This window comes from Streptomyces sp. NPDC006711, from assembly GCF_042869775.1.
Classification (GTDB): domain Bacteria; phylum Actinomycetota; class Actinomycetes; order Streptomycetales; family Streptomycetaceae; genus Streptomyces.
Window position 1 is genome coordinate 77587 of record NZ_JBIAGO010000020.1, and the last position, 24653, is coordinate 102239.

Below are 24653 nucleotides of genomic sequence, written 5' to 3' on the forward strand. Positions count from 1 at the left end.
CACCCTCCCCCCAGATCTGAAAGGCCGTCACCCTCCCATGCCCGAGCTGGTGTTCTTCTCCGGAACGATGGACTGCGGAAAGAGCACCCTCGCTCTTCAGATCGAGCACAACCGCTCGGCGCGCGGGCTCCAGGGCATGATCTTCACCCGGGACGACCGGGCGGGCACGGGCAAGCTCTCCTCCCGGCTCGGCCTGGTGACCGACGCCGTCGAGGCCGCCGACGGCTTCGACTTCTACGCCCATCTCGTCGCCCACCTCTCCCAGGGCGGACGCTGCGACTACGTCATCGCGGACGAGGCCCAGTTCCTCGCGCCCGACCAGATCGACCAGCTCGCCCGGGTCGTCGACGACCTCGAACTCGACGTCTTCGCCTTCGGCATCACCACCGACTTCCGCTCCAAACTCTTCCCCGGCTCCCAGCGCCTGGTCGAACTCGCCGACCGGGTCGAGGTGTTGCAGGTCGAGGCGCTGTGCTGGTGCGGCGCCCGCGCCACGCACAACGCCCGTACCATCGGCGGCCAGATGGTCGTCGAGGGCGCCCAGGTCGTCATCGGCGACGTCAACCAGGCGGCGGACGAGATCGGGTACGAGGTGCTGTGCCGGCGCCACCACCGCCGGCGGATGACGAGCGCGTCGGCGCGGGCGGCGGCGCTCTCACCGGACGTGCTGCCGGTCGCCTCCGCCTGACCCCGGCGCCGCCGTCCGCGCCCGGCCGGGGTTGCCGTCGTGTTCGGGAGACCAACCCGTAGGGGCCGTACGGGGGTTGGGCCAGGGTCCTTCCCGATGGGCCGGGGGGTCGCGCCGGGCGAGCATCGAGCCATGACACCTCGTACGTACGCCACCGCAGCCCCCGCCCTGCTCGCCGGGTACGGCCTCGTCCGGATGTCCGGTGAGGACGCGCGGAGCCCCGGCGTCCTGTGGACCACGGGACACCTTCTGCTGCTCGCCTCGCTCGTCCTGTTCGTGCCCGTGGTCCTCGGGCTGCGTCGCAGGACCGCGCACCCGGGTGCCGCATCGGCCGCCGCCGCCGTCGCGCTGGTCGGCATCGCCGCCGGGATCGTCCAGGCGGCGATCGACCTCGAAGTCGGCCTGCGGGCCCAGGACCGCGCCGGCATGGACGCGCTCTTCCTCGCGGTCAAGGCACACCCCGGCGTGACGCCCGCCGTGTACACGGTGGGGCCGCTGCTCTTCTACATCGGTCTGCTGGCCCTGCTCGTGACGCGCGCCCTCGCCCGGCCCGCCAAGGCGGGCCGTTGGCTGCCCCCGGTGCTCGTCCTGGCCGGTACCGCCGTGATGGCCCTCAGCCTGGACCTCATGGCGCTGGGCGCGCTGTGCTACTGGCTCGCGCTGGCGCCGATTCCGGGGCTCAAGGGGTTGGCCGAGGTCCCCCGGAGCGAACAGCACTGACCGGGCGCGGGGTCAGGGCAACTGGCCGCGGCGGACCGGCTGTTCACCTCCCTGGAGCGTCAGCGGCGTACCCTCATGGACACTGTTCGGGCCGGCCGCCCCGGACACCGGCCGGGTCAGCCGCCCGATCGCAGAAGCGTGAACACGGCGCCCTCGGGGTCGGCGACCATCGCGACCCGGCCGCTCGCGGTGGTGTGCGGCTCGGTGAGCACCCGGCCGCCGAGGCCGGCCACCCGGGCCGCCGCCGCGTCGACGTCGGCGGCCTCGAAGTACGTCATCCAGTGCGCCCCCTTGTCGCGCGGCAGGGCGTTGCCCACGCCGTGCAGCGAGGCGACCGGATGGTCGTCCAGGCACAGACGCACATGGTCGGGGTCGGCCCCGGCCGCCGGCTCCATGGCGTAACCGAACACCGCCTGGTAGAACTTGCCGACCGCCGAGGTCTCGCGCGTGACCAGCTCGTTCCAGGCCGGGGTGCCGGGCGGGCCCGCGACGACGGCGCCGACGTGCTCACCGCCCTGCCAGACGCCGAACACGGCGCCCGCCGGGTCCGAGGCGATCGCCATCCGGCCCGCCTCACCGGCGTCGAGCGGACCGACGCCGACCGTGCCGCCGCAGTGCCGGATCGACTCGGCCGTCGCGTCCGCGTCATCGGTCGCCAAATAGGTGGTCCAGGCGATCGGCAGATGCCGGTCGGGGGGCAACTGGCCGATCCCGGCGACCTCCTTGCCGTCGAGCACGGCGCGGACGTAGGGGCCGAGCTGCTGCGGGCCGGGCCAGAACTCCCAGCCGAACAGCGCGCCGTAGAACTCCTGGGTCGCGGCCAGACCGTGCACCATGAGACTCACCCAGCAAGGTGTGCCAGGTGTGCGCCGGGTCTCCGACTGGGTCATCGTCACTCTCTCCTCGGCCGTCGCCATACTGCTGCTGGGAGGTGCGGTTGAAGTACCCGCGCACCCGGGCCGATGCTTCCACCCCCATGGCCCCTGCGCGCCCCGGCCGCGCCGCGTGTGGCGCGTTCCCGCAGGAGGATGCCCCCTTTGAGGCCTCTCACGCTTCCCGGGGATCCCCCCGGCTCCCTCCGGCTCTTCCTGGTCTTACGTCGCGGACGGCCGCTGCGCGAGGATGACCCCATGAACGCCATCATCACCGCATCCGAACTGGCCGCCGCCGTGGCGGGCCCGCGACCGCCGGTCCTGCTCGATGTCCGCTGGCAGCTGAGCCTGGCCAAGGCGTCGGGCGACGCTCCCTTCGACGGCCGGGCCGAGTACGCGGCGGGCCACCTTCCCGGCGCCGTGTTCGTGGACCTCGACACCGAACTGGCCGGGCCGCCCGGGGCCGGCGGCCGCCACCCGCTTCCGGACGTGGCCGAATTCGGCCGGGTGATGCGCGGCGCGGGCGTGTCGGCCCGTACCCCGGTCGTGGTCTACGACGGCGGGCAGGGCTGGGCCGCGGCCCGCGCCTGGTGGCTGCTGCGCTGGACCGGCCACGGTGACGTCCGGGTGCTCGACGGCGGGCTCGCCGCCTGGACGGGCCCGCTGTCCACCGAGATCCCGGCGCCCCCCGAGGGCGATTTCCGACCCGAGCCGGGAGCGGTCGCACTGCTGGACGCGGACGGCGCGGCCGCGCTGGCGCGCTCGGGGGTGCTGCTCGACGCGCGGGCGGGGGAGCGCTACCGGGGGGATGTCGAGCCCATCGACCGGGTGGGCGGGCACATCCCGGGCGCCCTTTCGGCGCCGACCACCGAGAACGTGGGCCCCGACGGCCGCTTCCTTCCCGCGCCCGAACTGGCCGCCCGTTTCAAGGCCCTTGGGGCGCTCGACACCGAAGTCGGCGTCTACTGCGGTTCGGGGGTCTCGGGCGCGCACGAGGTGCTGGCCCTCGCGGTGGCGGGGATCCCGGCGGCGCTGTACGCCGGCTCGTGGTCCCAGTGGTCGAGCGACGAGTCCCGGCCGGTGGCGACGGGACCCGACCCGCAGTAGCCGGGGCAGACCGGCCCGCCGTGCCGGGCGGGCCGACGCGCCGGACACCCGTGGGGGCGGGGCGCCGCCCCGCCCCCACGGCGGACGTCCGGGGACCTCTAGTCCTGCTTCTTCCTGCGCGTCCCGAACACGATCTCGTCCCAGCTGGGGACGGCCGCCCTGCGTCCGGGGCGCACCCCGTCGGCCTCGGCCTGGCGGTCGGTGGTCCCGGTCAGCCGGTCCCGGTGGCCGGCCACCGTGCGGGGCATGAGGACGTCCGCGTACGCGGCGCCCGCACCCGCCGAAGCGGCCGGCGCGGGCGGCTCCTCGACCTCGGACTCGGTGTCCGGCGCGGTCTCGGGCGGCTCCGGCGGGGCGGACGGACGCTCAGGGACGACCAGGTCGCCCCGGAAGCTCGGCACCGCTTCGAGCAGGCTGGTCAGCGAATCGCTCTCGTCGGCCACCACGGGCTCGGGCGACGGCGCCGGCCGCTCCAACTGACGGTCGAGGGCCCGGTCGAGCGGCCGCTCGAGGGACCGGTCGAGGGCGCGGTCGAGCGGCCGGTCCCTGGGCAGCCTGGCGATCCTCGGCACGAACGGGAAGCTGGGCTCCGGCACCGAGGTGATGGTGTCGTCGGACTCGCCGATCAGCGAGCGGGCCTCGTCGTCGACGGCCTGCACGAGCCGGCGCGGCGGGTCGTAGGTCCAGCTCGCGGAGTGCGGCTCGCCCGCGACCAAGTACACGAGCAGGACTTCCCACGTGCCGTCGTCGCGGCGCCAGGAGTCCCACTGGACGCTCTCCTTGTCGGCGCCGCGCAGCAGCAGACGCTCCTGCACCGCCTCGCCGAGCTGGGGTCCGGTGTTCTCGCCGGGACGGCGCACGGGGGTCTTGCGCGCCCGCTCCGCCATGAAGGCGCGCTCCGCGAGGACGGGGCCTTCGAAGCGGCGTACGCGCTCGACCGGGATGCCGGCGAACTGGGCGACCTCCTCGGCGGAGGCACCGGCTCGTATCCGTGCCTGGATGTCGCGCGGGCGGAGGTGGCTCTCCACCTCGATCTCGATCTGGCCGAGACGGGCCCGGTCGTTGCGCACGGCGGCCCGGAGCCGCTCGTCGATCGGAAGCGTGTACTCCGTGCTGTCCGCAGCCTTGAGCACCAGTCGTGTGCCGTCGTTGGAGACGGCCACGACACGCAGTTCGGGCATGGGGACCTCCCGGGTGGTGCCTGCCGACGTCACGTGCGTCGCTGCTTCCGCTAGTCGAGTGTGGCCTGCCCGGGTGCAGCCTGCCACAACATTGCCGAGTTGCCCGGCGTGTCGGGCATGGGCCCTGGAACGCCGCTGTGGCACGGTTGCCTGTTTCACAACGCAGGGTGACCGAGTTGGTCACTCTGTGCAGCAGGCGCCCGTGCGGTGCCGCGGCGCCGCCGGTTCGAGTGCCGCGTTCGGCCCCCTCCCGTAGTCCCGGGTACCCGTGTGGGACCGGGGCCCAGGGCTCGCCACAGTACTCCATTCGGGCCACCGGGGTGGACCGGCACGCCGCCGAAGTTCTCCCTGGGTACGGGAGTTGAGCCTGCCCCGGCGGGGGCGTTCCAGGCACCCACGTGTCCTGCTTCACACAATCCCCAAAACCGGAACTAATCCTTTCGCTCATATGTCCTTTCCCAGTGCAAGACGGAACAGAAGGGCGAACAAGGACTGGGCATGAGTGACAAGCCGGACACCGGTACGGATGAGAAGAAGCGCATCGATCTGAGCGTGCCTCAAGTGGCGGGCAGCGCGCTGGCGGCGGTCGCCGCGGCGGTGCTCGCCTCGACCCTCGGCGTGTACGGCACGTTCATCGGCGCCGGTGTCGTGAGCGTGGTCGCCACCTGCGGCGGCACCGTCTTCCAGCACTTCTTCAAACGGACCGGCGAGCAGTTGCGGGAAGTGACGGTCCAGGCCAAGTCGGGCGCGCGGCACGTGCCGGTGGTCTCCCCGTACAAACGCGGCCGCGACCGGACGGCGCCGCCGCCCCCGGCGGACGCCGAACGGACCCAGCTCCTGGGCCGGCCCGATCCCGCCGACGCCGAACGGACCCAGCTCCTGGGCCAGGTCGACCTCGACGCCGACCGCACGCACCTGCTGCCCCGCGCGGACGCCGACCGGACCCGGCTGCTGAAGACCCTCGGACCGGGGGACCTGCCGCCGGGCGCGGCGCCGGCCAAGGAGTTCAACGAGGCGAGCGTCCACGGCACCCGGCTGCGGGGCTGGAAGCGGCCGCTGCTGGCGGCGGCCGTCGTCTTCGGGGTGTCGATGGGCGGTATCACGGCGTACGAGCTCATCGCCGGCGGCGAGCTCGGCGGCAACGGCGGCGGGACCACCTTGCAGTCCGTGTTCACCGGCGGCGCCGCCAAGCGGCAGCCCTCGGATCCCGCGCCCGCCGACAGCGGCGATCCGCACAAGCCCTCGCCCGGGGCCGGCACCGGTGGTTCGCCGAGCCCGGGTCGCAGCGGCAAGGGCACGGGCGGGGACGGCTCCTCGACGACGGATCCCTCGCGGTCGCCCGCCCCCTCGTCCTCCCCGTCCACGGGCTCCGGTACCGGGCCCGGCTCGGGTTCCGGCTCCGGCTCTGGTTCCGGTTCCGGCTCCGGGGGGTCCTCGACGGCCCCGACGCCCACCCCGTCCGGCTCCGCCGGTTCGCCGGGCACGGGCTCGTCGGGAGCGGATTCGTCCGGCACGGCCACGGGGCAGGGCGGCGGCGCCGGCGGGCCCGGCGCCTCGGGCGCCTCCGGCGCGAAGCCCGGGGGCACCCCCGCCCCGTGACGCCCGCGCCTCAGTCGCCCAGCACGCGCCGCAGATAGGGGTTGGTGAAGCGGCGGTCCGGGTCGAGCCGGTCGCGCAGCGCGGTGAACTCGGCGAAGCGCGGATAGACCTCCGCGAAGTACGCCGCGTCCCGGGTGTGCAGCTTGCCCCAGTGCGGCCGGCCCGCGTGCTCGGTCATGATCCGCTCGACCGCCGTGAAGTACGCCTGGTGCGGCGTGCCCTTGTACATGTGCACGGCTATGTAGGCGCTCTCGCGGCCCGACGCGGTGGAGAGCGCGATGTCGTCGGCGGGCGCGACGCGGACCTCCACGGGGAAGCTCACGCGCAACGGCGAGCGGTCCACCAGCGCCTTGACCTCGCGCAGCGCCGCGATCGCCGCCTCGCGCGGCAGGGCGTACTCCATCTCGACGAAGCGCACCCGGCGCGGGCTGGTGAAGACCTTGTACGGAATGTCGGTGTAGGTGCGGGCGGAGAGCGCCCGGCTGGAGAGTCCCGCGATGGCCGGGATCGTGGCGGGCGCGACCCGGCCGAGCGAACACACCAGCTGGAACAGCCCGTTGGACATGAACTCGTCGTCGATCCACGCCCGCAGCTTCCCGGGCGGGGCGGCGGGCCCGGCGCTGCGATTGTTGCGCTTGGTGTTGCAGTTGCCGGTGTGCGGGAACCAGTAGAACTCGAAGTGCTCGTTCTCCGCGCAGAGTTCGTCGAAGCCGGCGGTGACCCGGTCGAAGCCCATCGGCTCCTCACGGGCCGTCAGCCAGAAGACGGGCTCGACGGCGAAGGTGATCGCGGTGACGACGCCGAGCGCGCCGAGCCCGATCCGGGCCGCGGCGAACACCTCCGGGTTCTCCTCGGCGGAGCAGGTCAGGAGCGAACCGTCGGCGGTGACCAGCTCAAGTGCGGTGATCTGGGCGGCGATCGAGGCCGAGTCGCGGCCGGTGCCGTGGGTGCCGGTGCTCGTGGCGCCCGCCACCGTCTGCTCCATGATGTCGCCCATGTTGGTGAGGGACAGGCCCTCCCGCGCCAGCACCGCGTTGAGCCGCTTCAGCGGGGTGCCCGCCTCCACCGTGACGGTCATCGCGGCGCGGTCGATCTTCCGGATGCCGGTCAGCAGGTCGGGACGTATGAGTACGCCGTCGGTCGCGGCGGCCGCGGTGAAGGAGTGGCCGGTGCCGACCGCCTTCACCGCGAGGCCGTCCCGCGCGGCGGCGCGGACCGCCTCGGCCAGTTCCACCGCCGAGGCCGGCGCGACCTCTCGGGCCGGCCTGACGGTGACGTTGCCCGCCCAGTTACGCCAGGTGCTGCTGCCGTTCGCTCCGCTCATCTGCTTCGAGCCCCTCCCGATGCGGCACCGGCCTGCGAAGCCGGCGGTATCCGAGGAACGCCACCACCGCCGCGAGCGTTCCCGACACGCCGGACACCAGATACCCCGCCCCCGCGCCCGCCGCGTCCACCACCCAACCGGCGGCCGATGAGCCGAGCGCCACACCGACCGCGAGCCCGGTACCGGTCCAGGTCATGCCCTCGGTGAGCTTGCTGCGCGGTACGTGCTGTTCGACCAGGGCCATCGTCGTCACCATCGTCGGCGCGATGAACAGACCCGCGACAAAGAGCGTCACGGCAAGGAACGGCAGGTTCCCGGCCAGTTGGAGCGGGATCATACTCACCGCCATCGCACACACGCCCACCAGCCACCTGGTCGACGCCGCCCCCTTCAGGCGCAGCAGCCCGAACACCGCCCCGGCCAGGCACGAGCCGAGCGCGTACACGGCGAGCACCAGACTGGCCATCGCCTTGTGGCCCGCCTCGTCGGCGAAGGCGACCGTGACCACGTCGACCGAGCCGAAGACCGCGCCGGTGGCTACGAAGGTGGCGACCAGGACTTGCAGACCGCGCGAGCCGAGGGCGGTGCGGCCGGTGTGCTGCTCGTGCGGGTGCGGGGCGGGTTCGGTGGCGCGCTGAGCGGTCAGCCAGAGCACCCCGGTCACCAGGAAGCAGGCCGCGATCAGCGGTCCGGCCCCGGCGAACCAGGCGGTGCAGAGCCCGATCGACAGGATCGGTCCCAGGATGAAGCAGAGCTCGTCGACGATCGACTCCCAGGAGTACGCCGTGTGCAGCTTCTGGGTGTCGCCGCGGTATATCGCGGCCCAGCGGGCCCGGACCATGGAGCCGACGCTCGGCACACAGCCGGCCCCCGCCGCGAAGACGAAGAGCGTCCAGTCGGGGGCGCCCCGCTGGGCGCAGACCAGGAGCCCGCCGACCGCGGCCACGGTGACCAGGGTGGCCGGGCGCAGCACCCGGCGCTGGCCGTGCCGGTCCACGAGCCTGGATATCTGGGGGCCGAGGACGGCGGCGGACATGGCGAGCGTCGCCGAGAGCGCGCCGGCCAGGCCGTAGCGCCCGGTCAGCTGGGAGATCATGGTCACCACGCCGATGCCCATCATCGACAGGGGCATCCGGCCGAGCAGGCCCGCCGCAGAGAACCCCAGGGCGCCGGGGGCGGAGAAGATCGCGCGATAGGGACTGGGCAACGGGGGCTCCGGGTTCCGGCGTGACGCGTTACTTAATTCCTAAAGCGTACGACGCTGAAGTGGGCGGGCGCACCGCCTTTTTCCCGGCCCCCACGACCGGCTCGGTGGGCCCTCTGTCAGAGGCGGATGGCAGGATCGAGTCATGTCCGAACTGCGCGATCCAGCTCCCGGAGTGGCCGCCGCCGCCCCGTACGACGCCCTGCTGCTGCTCTCCTTCGGCGGCCCCGAAGGCCCCGACGACGTGGTCCCGTTCCTGGAGAACGTGACGCGCGGCCGGGGCATCCCCAAGGAGCGCCTGAAGGAGGTGGGGCAGCACTACTTCCTGTTCGGCGGCGTGAGCCCCATCAACGAGCAGAACCGCGCCCTTCTGGCCGCCCTGCGCGAGGACTTCGCGGAGCACGGCCTCGACCTGCCCGTCTACTGGGGCAACCGCAATTGGGCGCCCTACCTCACCGACACCCTGCGCGAGCTCGTCACCGACGGCCGGCGCCGCGTCGCGGTCCTCACCACGAGCGCGTACGCCTCGTACTCGGGCTGCCGGCAGTACCGCGAGAACCTGGCACAGGCGCTGGCGACGCTTCAGGACGAGGGCCTTGCGGTGCCCAGGGTCGACAAGCTGCGGCACTACTTCAACCACCCCGGCTTCGTCCGCCCCATGATCGACGGCGTCCTGAAGTCGCTCGCCGCGCTGCCCGATGACGTCCGCGCGGGCGCCCACCTGGCCTTCACCACGCATTCGATCCCCACCGCCGCCGCCGACACCTCCGGTCCGGTGGCGGAGCACGGCGACGGCGGCGCCTATGTGCGCGAGCACCTGGACGTGGCGCGGGTGATCGCCGGCGCGGTCGCCGCCGAGACCGGCGTCGAGCGGCCCTGGCGGCTGGTCTACCAGTCCCGTTCCGGCGCCCCGCACATCCCCTGGCTCGAACCCGACATCTGCGACCACCTGGAGGCGGTCCACGGCGAGGGCGCCCCGGCCGTCGTCATGGTCCCCATCGGCTTCGTCTCCGACCACATGGAGGTCCTGTACGACCTGGACACGGAGGCCACCGCCAAGGCGGCCGAGCTCGGTCTGCCCGTGGCGCGCTCCGCCACCGTCGGGGCCGACCCGCGCTTCGCCGCGGCCGTGCGCGACCTCGTCCTGGAACGCGCGGCGGCCGAGCGCGGACTGCCCGCCGAGCGGTGCGCCCTGGGCGCGCTCGGCCCCTCGCACGACCTGTGCGCGGTCGGCTGCTGCCCGGCCGCCCGGGGCGCCGCGAAGCCCGCCGCGGCCGGCGCCGACAGCCCGTACGCGTAAGGAGCGACCATGACGCTACCGCTGCACCGCGAACTGCTCGATCTCGCCCTCGAGGCCGCCCGGCGGGCCGGGGCGCTGCTGCGTGACGGGCGCCCGGCCGACCTCGCCGTCGCCGCCACCAAGTCGAGCCCCATCGACGTGGTGACCGAGATGGACATCGCGGCCGAGAAGCTGATCACCGGCTACCTCGCCGAACGGCGCCCGCGCGACGGCTTCCTCGGCGAGGAGGGCGCCTCCAGCGAGGGCACCAGCGGCGTGCGCTGGATCATCGACCCGCTCGACGGAACCGTCAACTACCTCTACGGGCTGCCCACTTGGGCCGTCTCCATCGCCGCCGAGGCGGACGGCGAGCGGGTCGCGGGTGTGGTCGCCGCCCCGATGCGCGGCGAGACCTACCACGCCGTCCTCGGCGGCGGCGCCTTCGAGGGCGAGAGCCGGCTGCGCTGCCGCCCCCCGGCCCCGCTCGCGCAGTGCCTGGTCGGCACGGGCTTCGCCTACGTCCACTCCGTCCGCGCCCACCAGGCCCAGGTGGCCGAGCGCCTGATCCCGCGCTTCCGTGACATCCGCCGAGGCGGCTCGGCCGCGATCGACCTGTGCGACGTGGCGGCGGGCCGGCTCGACGCGTACTACGAGCGCGGCCTGAACCCCTGGGACTACGCGGCGGGCGACCTGATCGCCCGCGAGGCCGGCGCGCTCACCGGCGGGCGGCCGGGGCAGCCCGCCTCCCGCGAGCTGACTCTCGCCGCGTCCCCGGAGGTCTTCGGCCCGCTCCAGGCGCTCCTCGAGGAGCACGGCGCCTGGCACGACTGAGCCGCCCGGCGGCCCTGGACATGACCGGACCCCGGCGCCCATGTACGCGGCGCCGGGGTCTCGGGCGGACGGGTCTCAGACGGCTGCGGCCACCTCGACGCCGTGCTCGGCGGCCAGACGACGCAGATCGTCAAGCTCCGCCTGCTCGACGTCCGCGAGGAAGTCGTCGCCGGTCTCGCGTGCCCGTGTGAGGTCGGTTTCCGTGGCCCTTATGCGCTGCAGCAGTCCTGCGGTGAAAGCGTCCATGGTGCGCCCCCTCGTCGTGGGTCGGTGGCACGGGGTGTGCCGACGGTGGGTAGCGACCACGACGCCGGGGTGTGGCAAGCCACAGCCAGGGGCGTGATCGCGGGGTGTGCATTCGTCCTCCCCAGACCCGCTCCGGCGGAAACCTCAACGGGCCCGCCAATCCGGTTGCGCACCGCGCCCGCACCTGGCGTGGCCGGAAAGCGCAGGCGGGGGCGGCCGCCGGCCCGGCATCGCCTTACCGCCGGTTTATGGGCGTAAGGGGCAGGATGGGAGCGCACCGTCACTGGTGCACTGCACCGTCGTGCCCGCGAACGACGCGGGTCCCTAGGGAAGGAAATGCGCCGTGCGCGTACTCGTCGTCGAGGACGAGCAGCTGCTCGCCGATGCGGTGGCCACCGGACTGCGCCGGGAGGCCATGGCCGTCGACGTCGTGTACGACGGCGCCGCGGCCCTGGAGCGGATCGGCGTCAACGACTACGACGTGGTCGTGCTCGACCGGGACCTCCCGCTCGTCCACGGCGACGACGTCTGCCGCAAGATCGTCGAGTTGGGCATGGCCACGCGTGTCCTGATGCTGACGGCCGCGGGCGATGTCAGCGACCGGGTCGAGGGCCTGGAGATCGGCGCGGACGACTATCTGCCCAAGCCCTTCGCCTTCACCGAGCTGACCGCCCGCGTCCGCGCGCTCGGCCGGCGCACCACCGTGCCGCTGCCGCCGATCCTGGAGCGGGCCGGCATCAAGCTGGACCCCAACCGGCGCGAGGTGTTCCGCGAGGGCCGGGAGATCCAGCTCGCTCCCAAGGAATTCGCGGTGCTCGAGGTCCTGATGCGCAGCGAGGGCGCCGTGGTCTCGGCCGAGCAGCTGCTGGAGAAGGCCTGGGACGAGAACACCGACCCGTTCACCAACGTCGTACGGGTCACCGTCATGACCCTGCGCCGCAAGCTCGGCGAGCCCCCGGTGATCGTCACCGTGCCGGGCTCGGGCTACCGGATCTGACGGCGATGGCCGCCACGCCCGCGCCCCCCACGGCGCCTCCGAAGCCCACCTGGGCCCCGAAGTCGGCCGAACCGCCCTTCCCCTGGCTCAGGCCCACCATCCGCATACGCCTCACCCTGCTCTACGGCGGCATGTTCATGATCGCGGGGATACTGCTCCTGTCGATCATCTACCTGCTGGCGGCCCAGGCCCTGCACGCGGGCAGCGCCCCCTTCAAGATCGTGGGGGGCCAGGGCATCGCGCTGTCCAGCAGCAGCTGCCAGCTGCCCGCCTCCGGCACCTCCCAGGAGATCAACGACGCCATCAGCCTCTGCATGGCCCAGCAGCGCCAGCACGCCCTGGACAACCTCCTCAGCCGCTCCCTGCTCGCCCTGGTCGGCCTCAGCGTCATCGCCTTCGCCTTCGGGTACGCGATGGCCGGGCGCGTCCTGTCGCCGCTCGGCCGCATCACCCGTACCGCCCGCCGGGTGGCCGGCACCGACCTGACCCGGCGCATCGAGCTGGACGGCCCCGACGACGAGCTCAAGGAGCTCTCCGACACCTTCGACGAGATGCTGGACCGCCTGGAGCGGGCCTTCACCGCCCAGCAGCGCTTCGTCGCCAACGCCTCCCACGAGCTGCGCACCCCGCTCGCCATCAACCGCACGCTGCTCGAAGTGCATCTGTCCGATCCGGGCGCCCCGGTCGAGCTCCAGCAGCTGGGCAAGACCCTGCTGGCCACCAACGAGCGCAGCGAGCAGCTGGTGGAGGGGCTGCTGCTGCTGGCCCGCAGCGACAACGAGATCATCGACCGCAAGCCCGTGGACCTCGCGGAGGTGGCCTCACGCGCCCTGGACCAGGCCCGCAACGAGGCCGATGCCAAGGGCGTGGAGATCCGCGGCGAGCGGGCCCCCGCGATCGTCCAGGGCAACGGCGTGCTCCTGGAGCGGATCGCGCTGAACCTGGTGCAGAACGCGGTGCGGTACAACATCCCCGATGAGGGCTGGGTCGAGGTGGTCACCGAGGTCAGGGACGGCCATGCGACGCTCATCGTCCGCAACACCGGCCCGGTGGTCCCGGCGTACGAGATCGACAACATCTTCGAGCCGTTCCGGCGGCTGCGTACCGAGCGGACCGGCAGCGACAAGGGCGTCGGACTCGGCCTGTCCATCGCCCGGTCGGTCGCGCGGGCCCACGGAGGCCGTATCATCGCGGAGCCCCGCGAAGGCGGAGGCCTCGTGATGCGTGTCACCCTTCCGGTCTGAGACGCGGCGCGAGGAGCCCCTTGGGCTTCTGATGGCCGTTCGCTTTGCGCGGAATTCTCTGGACCTGTTCCTGTGAGTTCCGTGTGTGATCAGTCACAAGGGGACACAACAGGCCACCTACTCTCCGTGATCGTCGAATTCCCTGGAATCCCGGTAAAAGTCCGGGTTTCCGGGGGGTGAGATCACGGGAAGTACACGAGGTGGCGCTGGTGAAGCGCGACCTATGGACCGTGTACGGTCCCGATCGCCATCCAAGACGAGCACTCCTGAGGGGTGCGGTTGGGTGTCGATTGAGTAACAGACCTTGATGTGAGGCAAAATCTCCGCCTCAGGTCGGGCACAAGTCCGGCCTCTCACGCGTTACGTGCGCTGAGACACCGCAACCACCCAGAGGGGGAGAGCGACATGGCAACGGACTACGACACCCCACGCAAGACCGATGACGACGTCGATTCCGACAGCCTTGAAGAGCTGAAGGCCCGGCGCAACGACAAGTCCACCTCGACCGTCGATGTCGACGAGTACGAGGCTGCCGAGGGTATGGAACTGCCCGGCGCGGACCTGTCCAACGAAGAGCTCGCCGTTCGCGTCCTGCCCAAGCAGGCCGACGAGTTCACCTGCATGAGCTGCTTCCTCGTGCACCACCGCAGCCAGCTGGCCCGGGAGAAGAACGGCCAGCCCATCTGCCGCGACTGCGACTGAGCAGGCCGGCTGTGGCAAGCGCGAAACCGTCCCGGAAGCGACCGTTCCGGAGGAAGGGTGCCCCGGGTCCCACCGAGGCGCCACAGGGCGGCACGAGCCCGGCAGAAGGCGTGGAAGCCCCCGCCGAGCCGGCCGGCCGGCCTGCGGTGAGCGCGGCCGACGGTGCACGTGACGCCGAGCGGGGCCGGCAGGCCTCGCTCGAAGCAGCCGTCACGGCACCGGAGACGAAGGAGGCGGGACCCGCGGCCGGGGTCCGACGCCTGGACGCCCTGCGCAGGGGCACTCTCGACAAGGGCCTGCCGGCCCTCAAGAAGGGTGTTCCGGTGCTCAAGAAGGGCGTACGCAAGAGCGGCGAGGGCGTGAAGGCCTCGCTCGGCCACCTCGCCGACCGGATCATCGACATCGCCCCCCGCGTCCCGGTGCGGGACCTGGCGACCCTGCGCGCCCAGTTCCCGGGGCTCGGCCCCGAGGAGATCGCCGACAAGCTGATCGCGGGCGCCGCCAACGGCACGTCCACGGTCGGCGCGGGCATCGGCGCGGCCGCGATGCTGCCCGTACCGCCCGCGATGCCCGCCGAACTGGCCGCGGAGATCACCGGCGTAGCCGCCATCGAGCTGAAGCTCATCGCCGAGCTGCACGAGGTCTACGGAATGCGGCCGCCGGGCTCGCTCAAGGAACGCGCCATGGCGTACCTGACGTCGTGGACCGAGGAGCGCGGCATCGACGTCACCAAACCCACCACGCTCAACTTCGCCCTCGGCGGCCAGATGAAGCGCGAGCTGCGCCAGCAGATCATGAAGCGCATGGTGCGCAATCTGCCGAACCTGACGCCGTTCATGGTCGGCGCGGCCGTCGGCGCCGTGCTCAACCGCCGCGACACCAAGAAACTCGCCGGGCACGTCCGCGAGGACCTGCGCGCACGCCAGGTGCCCTGGGACGCGCTGGAGGACCTGCCGGCCCTGGAGCAGCCGGACGACCCGCTGCCGCCGGGCACCACCCCCGGGGAACTGGGCCGCTGAGCGGCGAACCGGCCGGGGGAGATCCGGCTCAGGCGGCGGAGCGGACCGCGTTCAGAGCGGCCTTCAGCGCCTCGGGGTCACGGGTGGAGAGGTAGACGTAGGGCGTCGGGTCCGACGGGTCGGTGATCTCCACCTTCACCGCCATCGGGATGTAGGCCCGCAGCAGCATGAAAGCGCGCGGATCGGCCTTGTGCAGCCGCCAGGCCCGCGCCTCATCGGCGTCCAGGATCTCCGGTTCGCCCAGCGCCTTCACCGGGATCCGGGCCTCGCCCGCCACCAGCGTGTCCGTGAGCACCCGGATCCGGATCGAGCCGTAGGAACTCACCACCACCCACGACACCGCCGTGCCGCCCACGAAACCGGCCAGCATCGGCAGCGTGCCCACCGGCAGCAGCATCAGCGCGCAGGCGACGCCGACCAGGACGGAGATGAACCACCAGGAGCGGGGCGCGGTCAGGCGTTCTGTGTACTGCGGGGCATTGGGCTGCATGAAAGCAAGCTTGGCACGGCGCGACCTGCGCCTGGACCGCGGGTAAGGTCTGCGCCTGTGACTGCTACATCTGCGTCCCTGACGCCCCCGGCCGACGCCACGGCGCCGGTGCGGCACCCCGAGGCGCCCCTGCCGGGCGAACTGCTCGGCGCGCACTACGGGCACTGCTTCGGCTGCGGCGACGGAGCGCCCCATGGACTGCACCTGGCCGCGCGGGCCGGGGAAGGCGTGCGCGTCACGGCCGAGTTCACCGTGCGCGAGGCCCATCAGGGCGCCCCCGGGCTCGCGCACGGCGGGGTGCTGGCCACCGCGCTCGACGAGACGCTCGGCTCGCTGAACTGGCTGCTCAGGGTCATCGCGGTGACCGGCAGGCTGGAGACGGACTTCGTCCGCCCGGTCCCGGTCGACGCCGTGCTGCATCTGGAGGCCGAGGTCACCGCCGTGGCCGGCCGCAAGATCTACTCCCGGGCCACCGGCCGCGTCGGCGGGCCCGACGGGCCCGTGGCGGTCCGGGCCCAGGCCCTCTTCATCGAGGTGAAGGTGGACCACTTCATCGACAACGGACGCCCGGCCGAGATCCAGGCCGCGATGTCCGACCCCGACCAGGTCAGGCGCGCCCGCGCCTTCGAGGTGAACCCGTGACGCGTGACCCCGTAGACGTCCTCATCCGCCGCGTCGACCCGGAGGTGCCGATCCCGGCGTACGGGCACCCGGGCGACGCCGGGGCCGACCTGGTGACCACCGAGGCCGCCGAGCTGGCCCCCGGTGAGCGGGCGGTTCTGGCGACCGGTGTTTCCCTCGCGCTGCCCGACGGGTACGCGGCCTTCGTGCACCCCCGTTCGGGGCTCGCCGCCCGGTGCGGTGTCGCCCTGGTGAATGCCCCGGGGACGGTGGATGCCGGGTACCGTGGAGAGATCAAGGTGATCGTGGTCAACCTCGACCCGCGCGAGAGCGTGCGGTTCGAGCGTTTCGACCGCATTGCCCAACTGGTCGTCCAGCAAGTCGAGAAGGTGCGCTTCCACGAGGTGGCGGAGCTTCCCGGCTCGGCGCGGGCCGAGGGGGGCTTCGGGTCCACCGGCGGTCACGCCGCCGTGGACGATCCGGCCGCCAGTGGCGGCACAACGGGTGGGAATCGATACGCTTCGGCCGTATCCGACCGGGAAGGACAGTGACGTGTTCGGACGTCGCAAGAAGAGTGGATCCGCGGACGACGCGGCGGACGCGGCGGGCGAGGCCGAGCAGGCCGTCGACGGCACTGAGGCCGACGGCGCCACCGGGGCCGGCGACGAGGGCGAGGCGCGCCGGGTGAACCTGCCGCCGGCGCCGCGTCCGGACGGGCCCTGGGACGTTTCCGAGGTCATCGAGCCGGGCGAGGGCCGGGTCGACCTCGGCGGCCTCTTCGTCCCCGGGGTCGAGGGCATGGAGCTGCGCGTCGAGGTCGCGGGCGACGCGATCGTGGCGGCCACGGTCGTCCTGAACGACAGCGCGGTCCAGTTGCAGGCCTTCGCGGCGCCGAAGAAGGAAGGCATCTGGGGCGAGGTCCGCGAGGAGATCGCCTCCGGCATCACCCAGCAGGGCGGCATCATCGACGAGGTCGAGGGCCCGCTCGGCTGGGAGCTGCGCGCGCAGGTCCCCGTCCAGCTGCCCGACGGCACGGGCGGCGTGCAGCTGGTGCGTTTCGTGGGCGTGGACGGACCGCGCTGGTTCCTGCGCGGGGTCATCTCCGGCCAGGGCGCGGTGCAGCCGGGGGCCGCCGGGCTCCTGGAGACGATCTTCCGCGACACCGTCGTGGTGCGCGGCGAGGGCCCGATGGCGCCCCGCGACCCGATCGTCCTGAAGCTGCCCAACGACGCGCAGATGGTGCCCGAGGGCGTACAGCAGGAGGACCAGGAGGGCTCGCGCTTCTCCGGCGGCATGGGCCAGCTCCAGCGGGGCCCCGAGGTCACCGAGATCCGCTGAACCGTCCGCCCGGCTTCTCGATGGGCCGCGCCCCCGCGAAGGGGACGCGGCCCATCGGCGTTCGCGCCGTCGCCCCGGCCCTCGCGCGTTGCCCGAAAGACCTCCCCCGCCCGGGCGATCCGGGCAGACCCCCGGCCACGTCATTGCCCGCCCCCGCGCCGCCCGCACATACTGGCGCCCAACCGCGCACACGTACGTACGGGGCGCCGGGGCGACGGGACAGCGGGGCAACGGGGAGATGACCGACATGACGCGGAGCACCAGGGGACAGGGCGCTGCGGCCCTCGCGGCCGAGCGGCCGGCCGGCCCGATGGTCAAGGTCGACAACCTGCACCGCTCCTACGGCACCGGCCCCCGCGCCGTGCACGCCCTGCGCGGCGTCTCCTTCGAAGTGCCGCGCGGCGAACTCGTCGCCCTGAAGGGCCGTTCGGGCTCCGGCAAGACCACCCTGCTCAACCTCCTGGGCGGCCTCGACAAGCCGGACGAGGGAACCATCACGGTGGACGGCACCGACGTCGGGAGCCTGGGCGAGCAGGGCCTCCTGGAGCTGCGCCGCGACCGCATCGGCTTCATCTTCCAGTCCTTCGGCCTCATCCCCATCCTCAGCGCCGCCGAGAACGTGGGCGTCCCCATGCGGCTCAAGAAGGCCGACGCGCGCGAGCGCGAGGAGCGGGCCGCGCTGCTGCTCTCCCTGGTCGGCCTCGGTGAGCACACCGCGCAGCGGCCCGGCGAGCTCTCCGGCGGCCAGCAGCAGCGCGTCGCCATCGCCCGCGCCCTGGCCAACCGCCCCGCCCTGCTCATCGCGGACGAGCCCACCGGCCAGCTCGACGCCGACACCGGCCTCGCGGTGATGGAGCTGCTGCGCGCCGTCGTACGCGGAGAGGGCGTCACCGCCCTGGTCGCCACCCACGACAGCCAGCTCCTGGGCCTCGCCGACCGTGTCCTGGAACTGAGCGACGGCCAGATCACCGATCACGGCTGACCCGGGGCGCGCGGCCCGAGACCCGGCGGCCGGGCGTCAGAATCGCGTCAAGAGGTGCCCTCCGCCCCACCCCCACCCCATTTGCCGCAATTGTTGGCCGTAAGGTCGACGCAGCGTACGCAGCTGAATTCTGAAAGACAATGGGGCCATGGCACGCGGCAAGCTTCGGATCTACCTCGGCGCGGCGCCGGGCGTCGGCAAGACGTACGCCATGCTCTCCGAGGCCCACCGCCGGGTCGAGCGCGGCACCGACTGCGTCGTGGCCCTGGTCGAGCACCACGGCAGGCCGCGCACCGAAGTGATGCTGCACGGCCTTGAGCAGATCCAGCGCCGCGCGATCGACTACCGGGGCGGCGCCTTCACCGAGATGGACGTCGACGCGGTCCTGGAGCGCCGCCCCGCCGTCGCCCTGGTGGACGAACTGGCGCACACCAATGTGCCCGGCGCCCGCAACACCAAGCGCTGGCAGGACGTCGAGGAACTGCTCGCGGCCGGCATCGACGTCGTGTCCACCGTCAACATCCAGCACCTGGAATCCCTCGGCGACGTCGTCGAGTCGATCACCGGCGTACGCCAGCGCGAGACGGTGCCCGACGAGGTGGTGCGCAGGGCCGACCAGATCGAGCTCGTCGACATGTCGCCCCAGGCGCTGCGCCGCCGCATGGCGCACGGCAACGTCTACCAGTCCGACAAGGTCGACGCGGCCCTCTCCAACTACTTCCGGCCCGGTAACCTCACCGCCCTGCGCGAACTCGCGCTGCTCTGGGTCGCCGACCGCGTGGACGAATACCTCCAGCAGTACCGGGGCGAGCACGGCATCCAGTCCACCTGGCAGGCCCGCGAGCGCATCGTCGTCGGCCTCACCGGCGGCCCCGAGGGCCGCACCCTGATCCGCCGGGCCGCCCGCATGGCCGCCAAGGGCTCCGGCAGTGAGATCCTGGCCGTCTACGTGGCGAGGAGCGACGGACTCACCTCCGCGTCGCCCAAGGAACTCACCGTCCAGCGCACCCTCGTCGAGGACCTGGGCGGCAGTTTCCACCACGTCATAGGCGACGACATCCCCTCCGCGCTGCTCGCCTTCGCACGCGGCGTCAACGCCACCCAGATCGTCCTCGGCTCAAGCCGGCGCAAGGCCTGGCAGTACATCCTCGGCCCCGGCGTCGGACAGACCGTGGCCCGGGACTCCGGTCCCGACCTCGACGTCCACATCGTCACCCACGACGAGGTCGCCAAGGGCCGGGGCCTGCCCGTGGCGCGCGGCGCACGGCTGGGGCGGGCCCGCATCGTGTGGGGCTGGGCGGCCGGCGTGCTGGGTCCCGCCCTGCTCACGGTGCTGCTCACCAACGTCGAGGCGGACCTCGGGCTCGCCAACGACATGCTGCTCTTCTTGACGCTCACGGTCGCGGCGGCGCTGATCGGCGGACTGCTCCCGGCCCTCGCGTCGGCCGCCTTCGGCTCGTTCCTGCTGAACTACTTCTTCACCCCGCCCGTCCACCAGGTCACGATCGCCGACCCGAAGAACATCGTCGCCATCGTCATATTCGTCCTGGTCGCGGTGTCGGTGGCCTCCGTGGTGGACGTCGCCGCCCGCCGAACCCACCAGGCGGCCAGGCTGCGCGCCGAATCGGAGATCCTCTCCTTCCTCGCGGGCAGCGTCCTGCGCGGCGAGACCAGCCTGGACGCCCTGCTCGAACGGGTCCGCGAGACCTTCGCCATGGAATCGGTCGCCCTTCTGGAGCGCGCCGGCGACATGGAGCCCTGGACCCGGGCCGGCAGCGTGGGCCCCCGCCCGGTCGGCCGGCCCGAGGACGCGGACGTGGACATGCCGGTCGGCGACCACATGGCGCTCGCCCTGTCCGGCCGGGTCCTGCCCGCCGAGGACCGGCGGGTGCTCGGCGCGTTCGCCGCCCAGGCCGCCGTCGTCCTGGACCGCAGGCGCCTGGTCGGCGAGGCCGAGGAGGCCCGCAAGCTCGCCGAGGGCAACCGCATCCGCACCGCGCTGCTCGCCGCCGTCAGCCACGACCTGCGCACCCCGCTGGCCTCCATCAAGGCGGCGGTGAGCTCGCTGCGCTCCGAGGACGTCGCGTGGTCCGACGAGGACCGCGCGGAACTGCTCGAAGGCATCGAGGCCGGCGCCGACCGCCTCGACCACCTCGTCGGCAACCTCCTCGACATGTCGCGCCTCCAGACCGGCACCGTCACCCCGCTCATCCGCGAGATCGACCTCGACGAGGTCGTGCCCATGGCGCTGGGCGGCGTCCCCGAGGACAGCGTCGTCCTCGACATCCCCGAGACGCTGCCCATGGTCGAGGTCGACCCGGGCCTGTTGGAGCGGGCCGTGGCCAACGTGGTCGAGAACGCCGTCAAGTACAGCCCGCCCGGCCGCAGCGTCACGGTCGCCGCCAGCGGTCTGGCCGAACGCGTCGAGATACGCGTCACCGACCGGGGCCCCGGCGTGCCCGACGCCGCCAAGGACCGCATCTTCGCGCCCTTCCAGCGCTACGGAGACGCCCCGCGCGGGGCGGGCGTTGGCCTGGGTCTCGCCGTCGCCCGGGGCTTCGCGGAGGCCATGGGCGGCACGCTCGCCGCCGAGGACACCCCGGGCGGGGGCCTCACCATGGTCCTCACCGTCCGCGCCGCCCCGGGCCCCGGCCGCGCCCCGACGGACCACGCCGCACAAGCCACCCCCGCCGTTCAAGCCACCAACGCCCCCTCATGAACCGAACCGCTCAGGCAGTAACCGCTCAGGCAGTAACCGCTCAGCCAGTAACCGCAGAAGGCAGGTGTCCCAGATGACCCGGGTGCTCGTGGTCGAGGACGAGCCGCAGATCGTGCGCGCGCTCGTGATCAACCTCAAGGCACGCAAGTACGAGGTGGACGCGGCCCCCGACGGAGCGAGCGCCCTCCAGCTCGCCGCCGCCCGCCACCCCGACGTGGTCGTCCTCGACCTCGGCCTGCCCGACATGGACGGCGTCGACGTCATCCGGGGGCTGCGCGGCTGGACCCGGGTCCCCATCCTCGTGCTCTCCGCGCGCCACACCTCCGACGAGAAGGTCGAGGCGCTTGACGCGGGCGCCGACGACTACGTCACCAAGCCCTTCGGCATGGACGAGCTGCTGGCCCGGCTGCGCGCCGCCGTCCGCCGCGCCGAGCCGCCCAAGGGCGCCGACGGGCCCGACGACGTGGTCCTCGTCGAAACGGACGGCTTCACCGTCGACCTGGCCGCCAAGAAGGCCCACCGCGACGGCCGCGACGTACGTCTGACCCCCACCGAGTGGCACCTGCTCGAAGTGCTCGTGCGCAACCCCGGCCGCCTGGTCAGCCAGAAGCAGCTGCTCCAGGAGGTCTGGGGCCCCTCCTACGGCACCGAGACCAACTATCTGCGGGTCTACATGGCCCAGCTGCGCCGCAAACTGGAGCTCGACCCCTCGCACCCGCGCCACTTCATCACCGAGCCCGGCATGGGGTACCGCTTCGAACACTGATCCGAGCCGGCCCGCCGCCGGGGGTGACCGGGACGCCTCATCCCCGTGCGGTAGGGCCGAGGAGTGCGTGGTGCCCACACGCTTCGATCCGGCGGGGGAGGGCCCCGGTACCCTTTGTGTATGAGTGCTGACCTTCGTACCGACAAGCCCGCGGGGCGCTTGCGCCGGATGCTCGACCGGCTGTCCACCTCGCAGGAGGACCTGCACTCCGCGGAACTGCAGCAGGACGCACAGGCCACGGGGTGCACCCGCATCGCCGAGTGCAGCGACCGCCAGATAGTCAAAGTCACTGGTACCTTGCGGACGGTCACCCTGCGTCCCCGGGCGGGTGTGCCGGCGCTGGAGGCCGAGCTCTTCGACGGCACCGCCCCGCTGGACGTGGTGTGGCTCGGACGGCGCTCGATCGTGGGCATCGAGCCGGGCCGCAAGCTCATCGCTTCGGGCCGGATCTCCTTGAGCCACGGCCGACGGGTCCTTTTCAACCCCAAATACGAACTGCGACCGCTCGGACAGGAGTAGCCGGTGACGTCAGTCGACAAGCCGACCACGACCACCCCCGCCCCGCCCGCCGACGCGAAGGCGGTGACCGAAGCCGCGCTCTTCGAGGCCTTCGGCGGCGTGCGCGGCATGGTGGAGACGGTCCTTCCGGGACTGCTCTTCGTCACGATCTTCACGGTCAACAAGGACCTGCACGTCTCGGCGATCGCCGCCCTCGCGGTGTCCCTGCTGCTCGTCGCGGTCCGCCTGGTGCGCAAGGACACCATGAAGCACGCCTTCAGCGGCGTCTTCGGCGTGGCCTTCGGCGTGGTCTTCGCCATGGTGACGGGCAACGCCAAGGACTTCTACCTGCCGGGCATGCTCTACACGCTGGGCCTCGCGCTCGCGTACATCGTGACCACCCTGTGCGGCGTGCCGCTGATCGGGCTCATCCTCGGCCCGGTCTTCAAGGAGAACCTGTCCTGGCGCACCCGCAACCCCGGCCGCAAGAAGGCGTACGCGAAGGCCAGTTGGGCCTGGGGGCTGATCCTGCTCGCCAAGTGCGCGATCCTCTTCCCCCTGTACTGGTGGGCCAACACCTCCCAGCTCGGCTGGGTCCTGATCGCCCTGAAGATCCCGCCGTTCCTGCTCGCCGTCTGGCTCACCTGGGTCTTCCTCGCCAAGGCGCCGGCGCCGATCGACGTCTTCGCCGAGATGGAGGCCGAGGAAGCGGCCGAAAAGGCCCGCAAGGCCGCCGCCAGGGGCGAAGCCGGCGCCTGACCAACCCCCCGCCCGGGGATTTTCCGTACGCGCGCCAAAGGCCCGGAACCACGACGGTTCCGGGCCTTTGGCGCATCGTCGCCGATCAGCGCTCGCGGCGTACCGACAGCAGGTCTTCCAACTGCTCCTCGCGGGCCTGCGCGGCCACGAACAGCAGCTCGTCGCCCGCCTCCAGGGTCTCCTCCTGGCTCGGCGTCAGCACCCGGGTGCCCCGGATGATGGTGACGAGCGAGGTGTCCTGCGGCCAGGCCACGTCCCCGACCTGGGTGCCCGCGATCGCGGACTCCGGCGGCAGCGTCAGCTCGACCAGGTTGGCGTCGCCGTGGCTGAAGCGCAGCAGCCGTACGAGATCGCCGACGCTCACCGCCTCCTCGACCAGCGCCGACATCAGACGCGGCGTCGAGACGGCCACGTCCACGCCCCACGACTCGTTGAACAGCCACTCGTTCTTGGGGTTGTTGACCCGGGCCACGACCCGGGGCACCCCGTACTCGGTCTTCGCGAGCAGCGAGACGACCAGGTTCACCTTGTCGTCACCGGTGGCCGCGATGACCACGTTGCAGCGCTGCAACGCCGCCTCGTCGAGCGAGGTGATCTCACAGGCGTCCGCGAGCAGCCACTCCGCCAGCGGCACCCGCTCGACCGAGATGGCGGTGGGCGCCTTGTCGACGAGAAGCACCTCGTGCCCGTTCTCCAGGAGCTCGCCCGCGATGGAACGGCCCACCGCGCCGGCCCCGGCAATCGCCACGCGCATCAGTGACCGCCCTCCTCGGGACCCTGGGCGAACGCCGCCTCGACCTTTTCGACCTCGTCGGTCCGCATCATCACGTGCACCAGATCGCCCTCCTGGAGGACCGTCTGGGACGTCGGAAGCACCGCTTCGCCCAGCCGGGTGAGGAAGGCGACCCGTACGCCGGTCTCCTCCTGCAACTTGCTGACCTTGTGACCGATCCACGCCGTCGAGGTGTGCACCTCGGCCAGCTGCACGCCACCGCTCGGGTCGCGCCACAGGGGCTCCGCGCCGGACGGAAGCAGCCGGCGCAGCATCTGGTCGGCGGTCCAGCTGACCGTCGCGACCGTCGGGATGCCCAGGCGCTGGTAGACCTCCGCGCGGCGCGGGTCGTAGATCCGGGCCGCCACGTTCTCGATGCCGAACATCTCACGCGCCACCCGGGCCGCGATGATGTTGGAGTTGTCGCCGCTGGAGACCGCCGCGAACGCGCCGGCCTCCTCGATGCCCGCCTCGCGCAGGGTGTCCTGGTCGAAGCCGACGCCGGTCACCCGGCGTCCGCCGAAGCCCGAACCGAGGCGGCGGAAGGCCGTCGGGTCCTGGTCGACCACGGCAACGGTGTGCCCCTGCTGTTCCAGGGCCTGCGCGAGAGCGGCTCCCACTCGCCCGCAGCCCATGATGACGATGTGCACGTCCCCTTACCCCGCACTCCTGGTCGCCCCGATGACCTGCGCAAA

26 protein-coding genes are annotated in these 24653 nt (G+C 72.5%); 18 read left to right on the forward strand and 8 right to left on the reverse strand.

The genetic code is table 11. From position 1 onward, the window contains the following. Positions 1 to 37 precede the first annotated feature (37 nt). Together ACFYM2_RS29895 and ACFYM2_RS29900 are read left to right on the forward strand one after the other, a co-directional pair. Positions 38 to 688, forward strand: coding sequence for a thymidine kinase (locus tag ACFYM2_RS29895; protein WP_359002112.1), 651 nt, complete (start codon positions 38 to 40; stop codon positions 686 to 688). 132 nt (positions 689 to 820) lie between these two features. Continuing rightward, positions 821 to 1408, forward strand: a complete 588-nt coding sequence (locus ACFYM2_RS29900) for a hypothetical protein (RefSeq protein WP_359002110.1) — start codon at positions 821 to 823, stop codon at positions 1406 to 1408. 116 nt (positions 1409 to 1524) lie between these two features. Here ACFYM2_RS29900 and ACFYM2_RS29905 read toward each other — a convergent pair whose 3' ends face one another. Next, the gene (locus ACFYM2_RS29905; RefSeq protein WP_388461494.1) at positions 1525 to 2298 is read right to left on the reverse strand and encodes a VOC family protein; all 774 of its coding nucleotides are present in this window, start codon (positions 2296 to 2298) and stop codon (positions 1525 to 1527) included. Between the two features lie 240 nt (positions 2299 to 2538). On the opposite strand from ACFYM2_RS29905, the gene ACFYM2_RS29910 reads away from it, so the two are divergent. After that, a complete protein-coding gene (locus ACFYM2_RS29910; RefSeq protein ID WP_388840580.1) occupies positions 2539 to 3387 on the forward strand; it encodes a sulfurtransferase in 849 nt (282 codons plus the stop codon). Between the two features lie 98 nt (positions 3388 to 3485). On the opposite strand, the gene sepH is transcribed toward ACFYM2_RS29910, so the two are convergent. Beyond that, positions 3486 to 4568 (reverse strand): septation protein SepH, encoded by a 1083-nt coding sequence (gene sepH / locus ACFYM2_RS29915; protein WP_359002104.1) that lies wholly within the window; start codon positions 4566 to 4568, stop codon positions 3486 to 3488. Between the two features lie 498 nt (positions 4569 to 5066). On the opposite strand from sepH, the gene ACFYM2_RS29920 reads away from it, so the two are divergent. Then, positions 5067 to 6167, forward strand: coding sequence for a hypothetical protein (locus tag ACFYM2_RS29920; RefSeq protein ID WP_388840583.1), 1101 nt, complete (start codon positions 5067 to 5069; stop codon positions 6165 to 6167). Positions 6168 to 6177: 10 nt separating this feature from the next. Here the strand turns inward: ACFYM2_RS29920 and ACFYM2_RS29925 are convergent, their stop codons facing one another. After that, complete coding sequence (locus tag ACFYM2_RS29925) at positions 6178 to 7491, reverse strand: D-arabinono-1,4-lactone oxidase (RefSeq protein WP_388840586.1); 1314 nt, start codon at positions 7489 to 7491, stop codon at positions 6178 to 6180. Further along, positions 7457 to 8698: an MFS transporter gene (locus tag ACFYM2_RS29930; RefSeq protein ID WP_388840589.1), complete on the reverse strand. Its 1242-nt coding sequence runs from the start codon at positions 8696 to 8698 to the stop codon at positions 7457 to 7459. Before ACFYM2_RS29930 ends, ACFYM2_RS29925 begins: the two co-directional genes overlap by 35 nt. A gap of 142 nt (positions 8699 to 8840) precedes the next feature. Here ACFYM2_RS29930 and ACFYM2_RS29935 point away from each other — a divergent pair, with 142 nt between their 5' ends. After that, positions 8841 to 9995 carry a ferrochelatase gene (locus ACFYM2_RS29935; protein WP_388840592.1) on the forward strand — a complete coding sequence of 385 codons (1155 nt, stop codon included), beginning with the start codon at positions 8841 to 8843 and terminating at the stop codon, positions 9993 to 9995. Positions 9996 to 10004: 9 nt separating this feature from the next. Then, on the forward strand, positions 10005 to 10805 hold the full coding sequence (locus ACFYM2_RS29940; protein WP_388840595.1) for an inositol monophosphatase family protein: 801 nt from the start codon (positions 10005 to 10007) through the stop codon (positions 10803 to 10805). A gap of 75 nt (positions 10806 to 10880) precedes the next feature. Here the strand turns inward: ACFYM2_RS29940 and ACFYM2_RS29945 are convergent, their stop codons facing one another. After that, positions 10881 to 11051, reverse strand: a complete 171-nt coding sequence (locus ACFYM2_RS29945; protein ID WP_350233116.1) for a hypothetical protein — start codon at positions 11049 to 11051, stop codon at positions 10881 to 10883. Between the two features lie 343 nt (positions 11052 to 11394). Here ACFYM2_RS29945 and ACFYM2_RS29950 point away from each other — a divergent pair, with 343 nt between their 5' ends. The 4 genes from ACFYM2_RS29950 to ACFYM2_RS29965 all read left to right on the forward strand — a co-directional run bounded on the left by ACFYM2_RS29950 (position 11395) and on the right by ACFYM2_RS29965 (position 15013). Then, positions 11395 to 12048 (forward strand): response regulator transcription factor, encoded by a 654-nt coding sequence (locus ACFYM2_RS29950; protein ID WP_267056846.1) that lies wholly within the window; start codon positions 11395 to 11397, stop codon positions 12046 to 12048. A 5-nt stretch (positions 12049 to 12053) separates the two neighbouring features. After that, positions 12054 to 13292, forward strand: a complete 1239-nt coding sequence (locus ACFYM2_RS29955; protein ID WP_359002092.1) for a HAMP domain-containing sensor histidine kinase — start codon at positions 12054 to 12056, stop codon at positions 13290 to 13292. Positions 13293 to 13697: 405 nt separating this feature from the next. Beyond that, positions 13698 to 13994: a DUF4193 domain-containing protein gene (locus tag ACFYM2_RS29960; RefSeq protein ID WP_053725482.1), complete on the forward strand. Its 297-nt coding sequence runs from the start codon at positions 13698 to 13700 to the stop codon at positions 13992 to 13994. 11 nt (positions 13995 to 14005) lie between these two features. After that, entirely contained in the window at positions 14006 to 15013 is a 1008-nt protein-coding gene (locus tag ACFYM2_RS29965; RefSeq protein WP_388461487.1) for a hypothetical protein, read from the forward strand. A gap of 28 nt (positions 15014 to 15041) precedes the next feature. On the opposite strand, the gene ACFYM2_RS29970 is transcribed toward ACFYM2_RS29965, so the two are convergent. Then, entirely contained in the window at positions 15042 to 15503 is a 462-nt protein-coding gene (locus ACFYM2_RS29970) for a DUF3093 domain-containing protein (protein WP_350233119.1), read from the reverse strand. Between the two features lie 57 nt (positions 15504 to 15560). Between ACFYM2_RS29970 and ACFYM2_RS29975 the strand changes: the two genes are divergently transcribed. The 8 genes from ACFYM2_RS29975 to ACFYM2_RS30010 all read left to right on the forward strand — a co-directional run bounded on the left by ACFYM2_RS29975 (position 15561) and on the right by ACFYM2_RS30010 (position 23186). After that, entirely contained in the window at positions 15561 to 16145 is a 585-nt protein-coding gene (locus ACFYM2_RS29975) for a PaaI family thioesterase (protein WP_359002087.1), read from the forward strand. Continuing rightward, the gene (gene dut, locus ACFYM2_RS29980) at positions 16142 to 16675 is read left to right on the forward strand and encodes a dUTP diphosphatase (protein WP_350233121.1); all 534 of its coding nucleotides are present in this window, start codon (positions 16142 to 16144) and stop codon (positions 16673 to 16675) included. Before ACFYM2_RS29975 ends, dut begins: the two co-directional genes overlap by 4 nt. A 1-nt stretch (position 16676) precedes the next feature. Continuing rightward, positions 16677 to 17462, forward strand: coding sequence for a DUF3710 domain-containing protein (locus ACFYM2_RS29985; RefSeq protein ID WP_359002085.1), 786 nt, complete (start codon positions 16677 to 16679; stop codon positions 17460 to 17462). A gap of 247 nt (positions 17463 to 17709) precedes the next feature. Beyond that, the gene (locus tag ACFYM2_RS29990; RefSeq protein ID WP_359002083.1) at positions 17710 to 18444 is read left to right on the forward strand and encodes an ABC transporter ATP-binding protein; all 735 of its coding nucleotides are present in this window, start codon (positions 17710 to 17712) and stop codon (positions 18442 to 18444) included. Positions 18445 to 18592: 148 nt separating this feature from the next. Beyond that, positions 18593 to 21163 (forward strand): ATP-binding protein, encoded by a 2571-nt coding sequence (locus ACFYM2_RS29995; protein WP_388461482.1) that lies wholly within the window; start codon positions 18593 to 18595, stop codon positions 21161 to 21163. A gap of 73 nt (positions 21164 to 21236) precedes the next feature. Then, entirely contained in the window at positions 21237 to 21929 is a 693-nt protein-coding gene (locus tag ACFYM2_RS30000; RefSeq protein ID WP_350233125.1) for a response regulator, read from the forward strand. A 120-nt stretch (positions 21930 to 22049) separates the two neighbouring features. Continuing rightward, positions 22050 to 22448 carry an OB-fold nucleic acid binding domain-containing protein gene (locus tag ACFYM2_RS30005; protein ID WP_359006360.1) on the forward strand — a complete coding sequence of 133 codons (399 nt, stop codon included), beginning with the start codon at positions 22050 to 22052 and terminating at the stop codon, positions 22446 to 22448. Between the two features lie 3 nt (positions 22449 to 22451). Further along, on the forward strand, positions 22452 to 23186 hold the full coding sequence (locus ACFYM2_RS30010) for a DUF3159 domain-containing protein (protein ID WP_359006357.1): 735 nt from the start codon (positions 22452 to 22454) through the stop codon (positions 23184 to 23186). 85 nt (positions 23187 to 23271) lie between these two features. Here ACFYM2_RS30010 and ACFYM2_RS30015 read toward each other — a convergent pair whose 3' ends face one another. Together ACFYM2_RS30015 and ACFYM2_RS30020 are read right to left on the reverse strand one after the other, a co-directional pair. After that, entirely contained in the window at positions 23272 to 23940 is a 669-nt protein-coding gene (locus ACFYM2_RS30015) for a potassium channel family protein (RefSeq protein WP_388840598.1), read from the reverse strand. Then, positions 23940 to 24608, reverse strand: a complete 669-nt coding sequence (locus ACFYM2_RS30020) for a TrkA family potassium uptake protein (RefSeq protein WP_362719734.1) — start codon at positions 24606 to 24608, stop codon at positions 23940 to 23942. The genes ACFYM2_RS30015 and ACFYM2_RS30020 overlap by 1 nt, the downstream gene beginning before the upstream one ends. Between the last annotated feature and the right edge of the window lie 45 nt (positions 24609 to 24653).

Coding starts and splice junctions, on each gene's coding strand:
- ACFYM2_RS29895 (WP_359002112.1), top strand. CDS start 38: ATGCCCGAGCTGGTGTTCTTCTCCGGAACGATGGACTGCGGAAAGAGC.
- ACFYM2_RS29900 (WP_359002110.1), top strand. CDS start 821: ATGACACCTCGTACGTACGCCACCGCAGCCCCCGCCCTGCTCGCCGGG.
- ACFYM2_RS29905 (WP_388461494.1), bottom strand. CDS start 2,298: ATGACCCAGTCGGAGACCCGGCGCACACCTGGCACACCTTGCTGGGTG.
- ACFYM2_RS29910 (WP_388840580.1), top strand. CDS start 2,539: ATGAACGCCATCATCACCGCATCCGAACTGGCCGCCGCCGTGGCGGGC.
- sepH (WP_359002104.1), bottom strand. CDS start 4,568: ATGCCCGAACTGCGTGTCGTGGCCGTCTCCAACGACGGCACACGACTG.
- ACFYM2_RS29920 (WP_388840583.1), top strand. CDS start 5,067: ATGAGTGACAAGCCGGACACCGGTACGGATGAGAAGAAGCGCATCGAT.
- ACFYM2_RS29925 (WP_388840586.1), bottom strand. CDS start 7,491: ATGAGCGGAGCGAACGGCAGCAGCACCTGGCGTAACTGGGCGGGCAAC.
- ACFYM2_RS29935 (WP_388840592.1), top strand. CDS start 8,841: ATGTCCGAACTGCGCGATCCAGCTCCCGGAGTGGCCGCCGCCGCCCCG.
- ACFYM2_RS29940 (WP_388840595.1), top strand. CDS start 10,005: ATGACGCTACCGCTGCACCGCGAACTGCTCGATCTCGCCCTCGAGGCC.
- ACFYM2_RS29945 (WP_350233116.1), bottom strand. CDS start 11,051: ATGGACGCTTTCACCGCAGGACTGCTGCAGCGCATAAGGGCCACGGAA.
- ACFYM2_RS29955 (WP_359002092.1), top strand. CDS start 12,054: ATGGCCGCCACGCCCGCGCCCCCCACGGCGCCTCCGAAGCCCACCTGG.
- ACFYM2_RS29960 (WP_053725482.1), top strand. CDS start 13,698: ATGGCAACGGACTACGACACCCCACGCAAGACCGATGACGACGTCGAT.
- ACFYM2_RS29970 (WP_350233119.1), bottom strand. CDS start 15,503: ATGCAGCCCAATGCCCCGCAGTACACAGAACGCCTGACCGCGCCCCGC.
- ACFYM2_RS29990 (WP_359002083.1), top strand. CDS start 17,710: ATGACGCGGAGCACCAGGGGACAGGGCGCTGCGGCCCTCGCGGCCGAG.
- ACFYM2_RS29995 (WP_388461482.1), top strand. CDS start 18,593: ATGGCACGCGGCAAGCTTCGGATCTACCTCGGCGCGGCGCCGGGCGTC.
- ACFYM2_RS30000 (WP_350233125.1), top strand. CDS start 21,237: ATGACCCGGGTGCTCGTGGTCGAGGACGAGCCGCAGATCGTGCGCGCG.
- ACFYM2_RS30005 (WP_359006360.1), top strand. CDS start 22,050: ATGAGTGCTGACCTTCGTACCGACAAGCCCGCGGGGCGCTTGCGCCGG.
- ACFYM2_RS30015 (WP_388840598.1), bottom strand. CDS start 23,940: ATGCGCGTGGCGATTGCCGGGGCCGGCGCGGTGGGCCGTTCCATCGCG.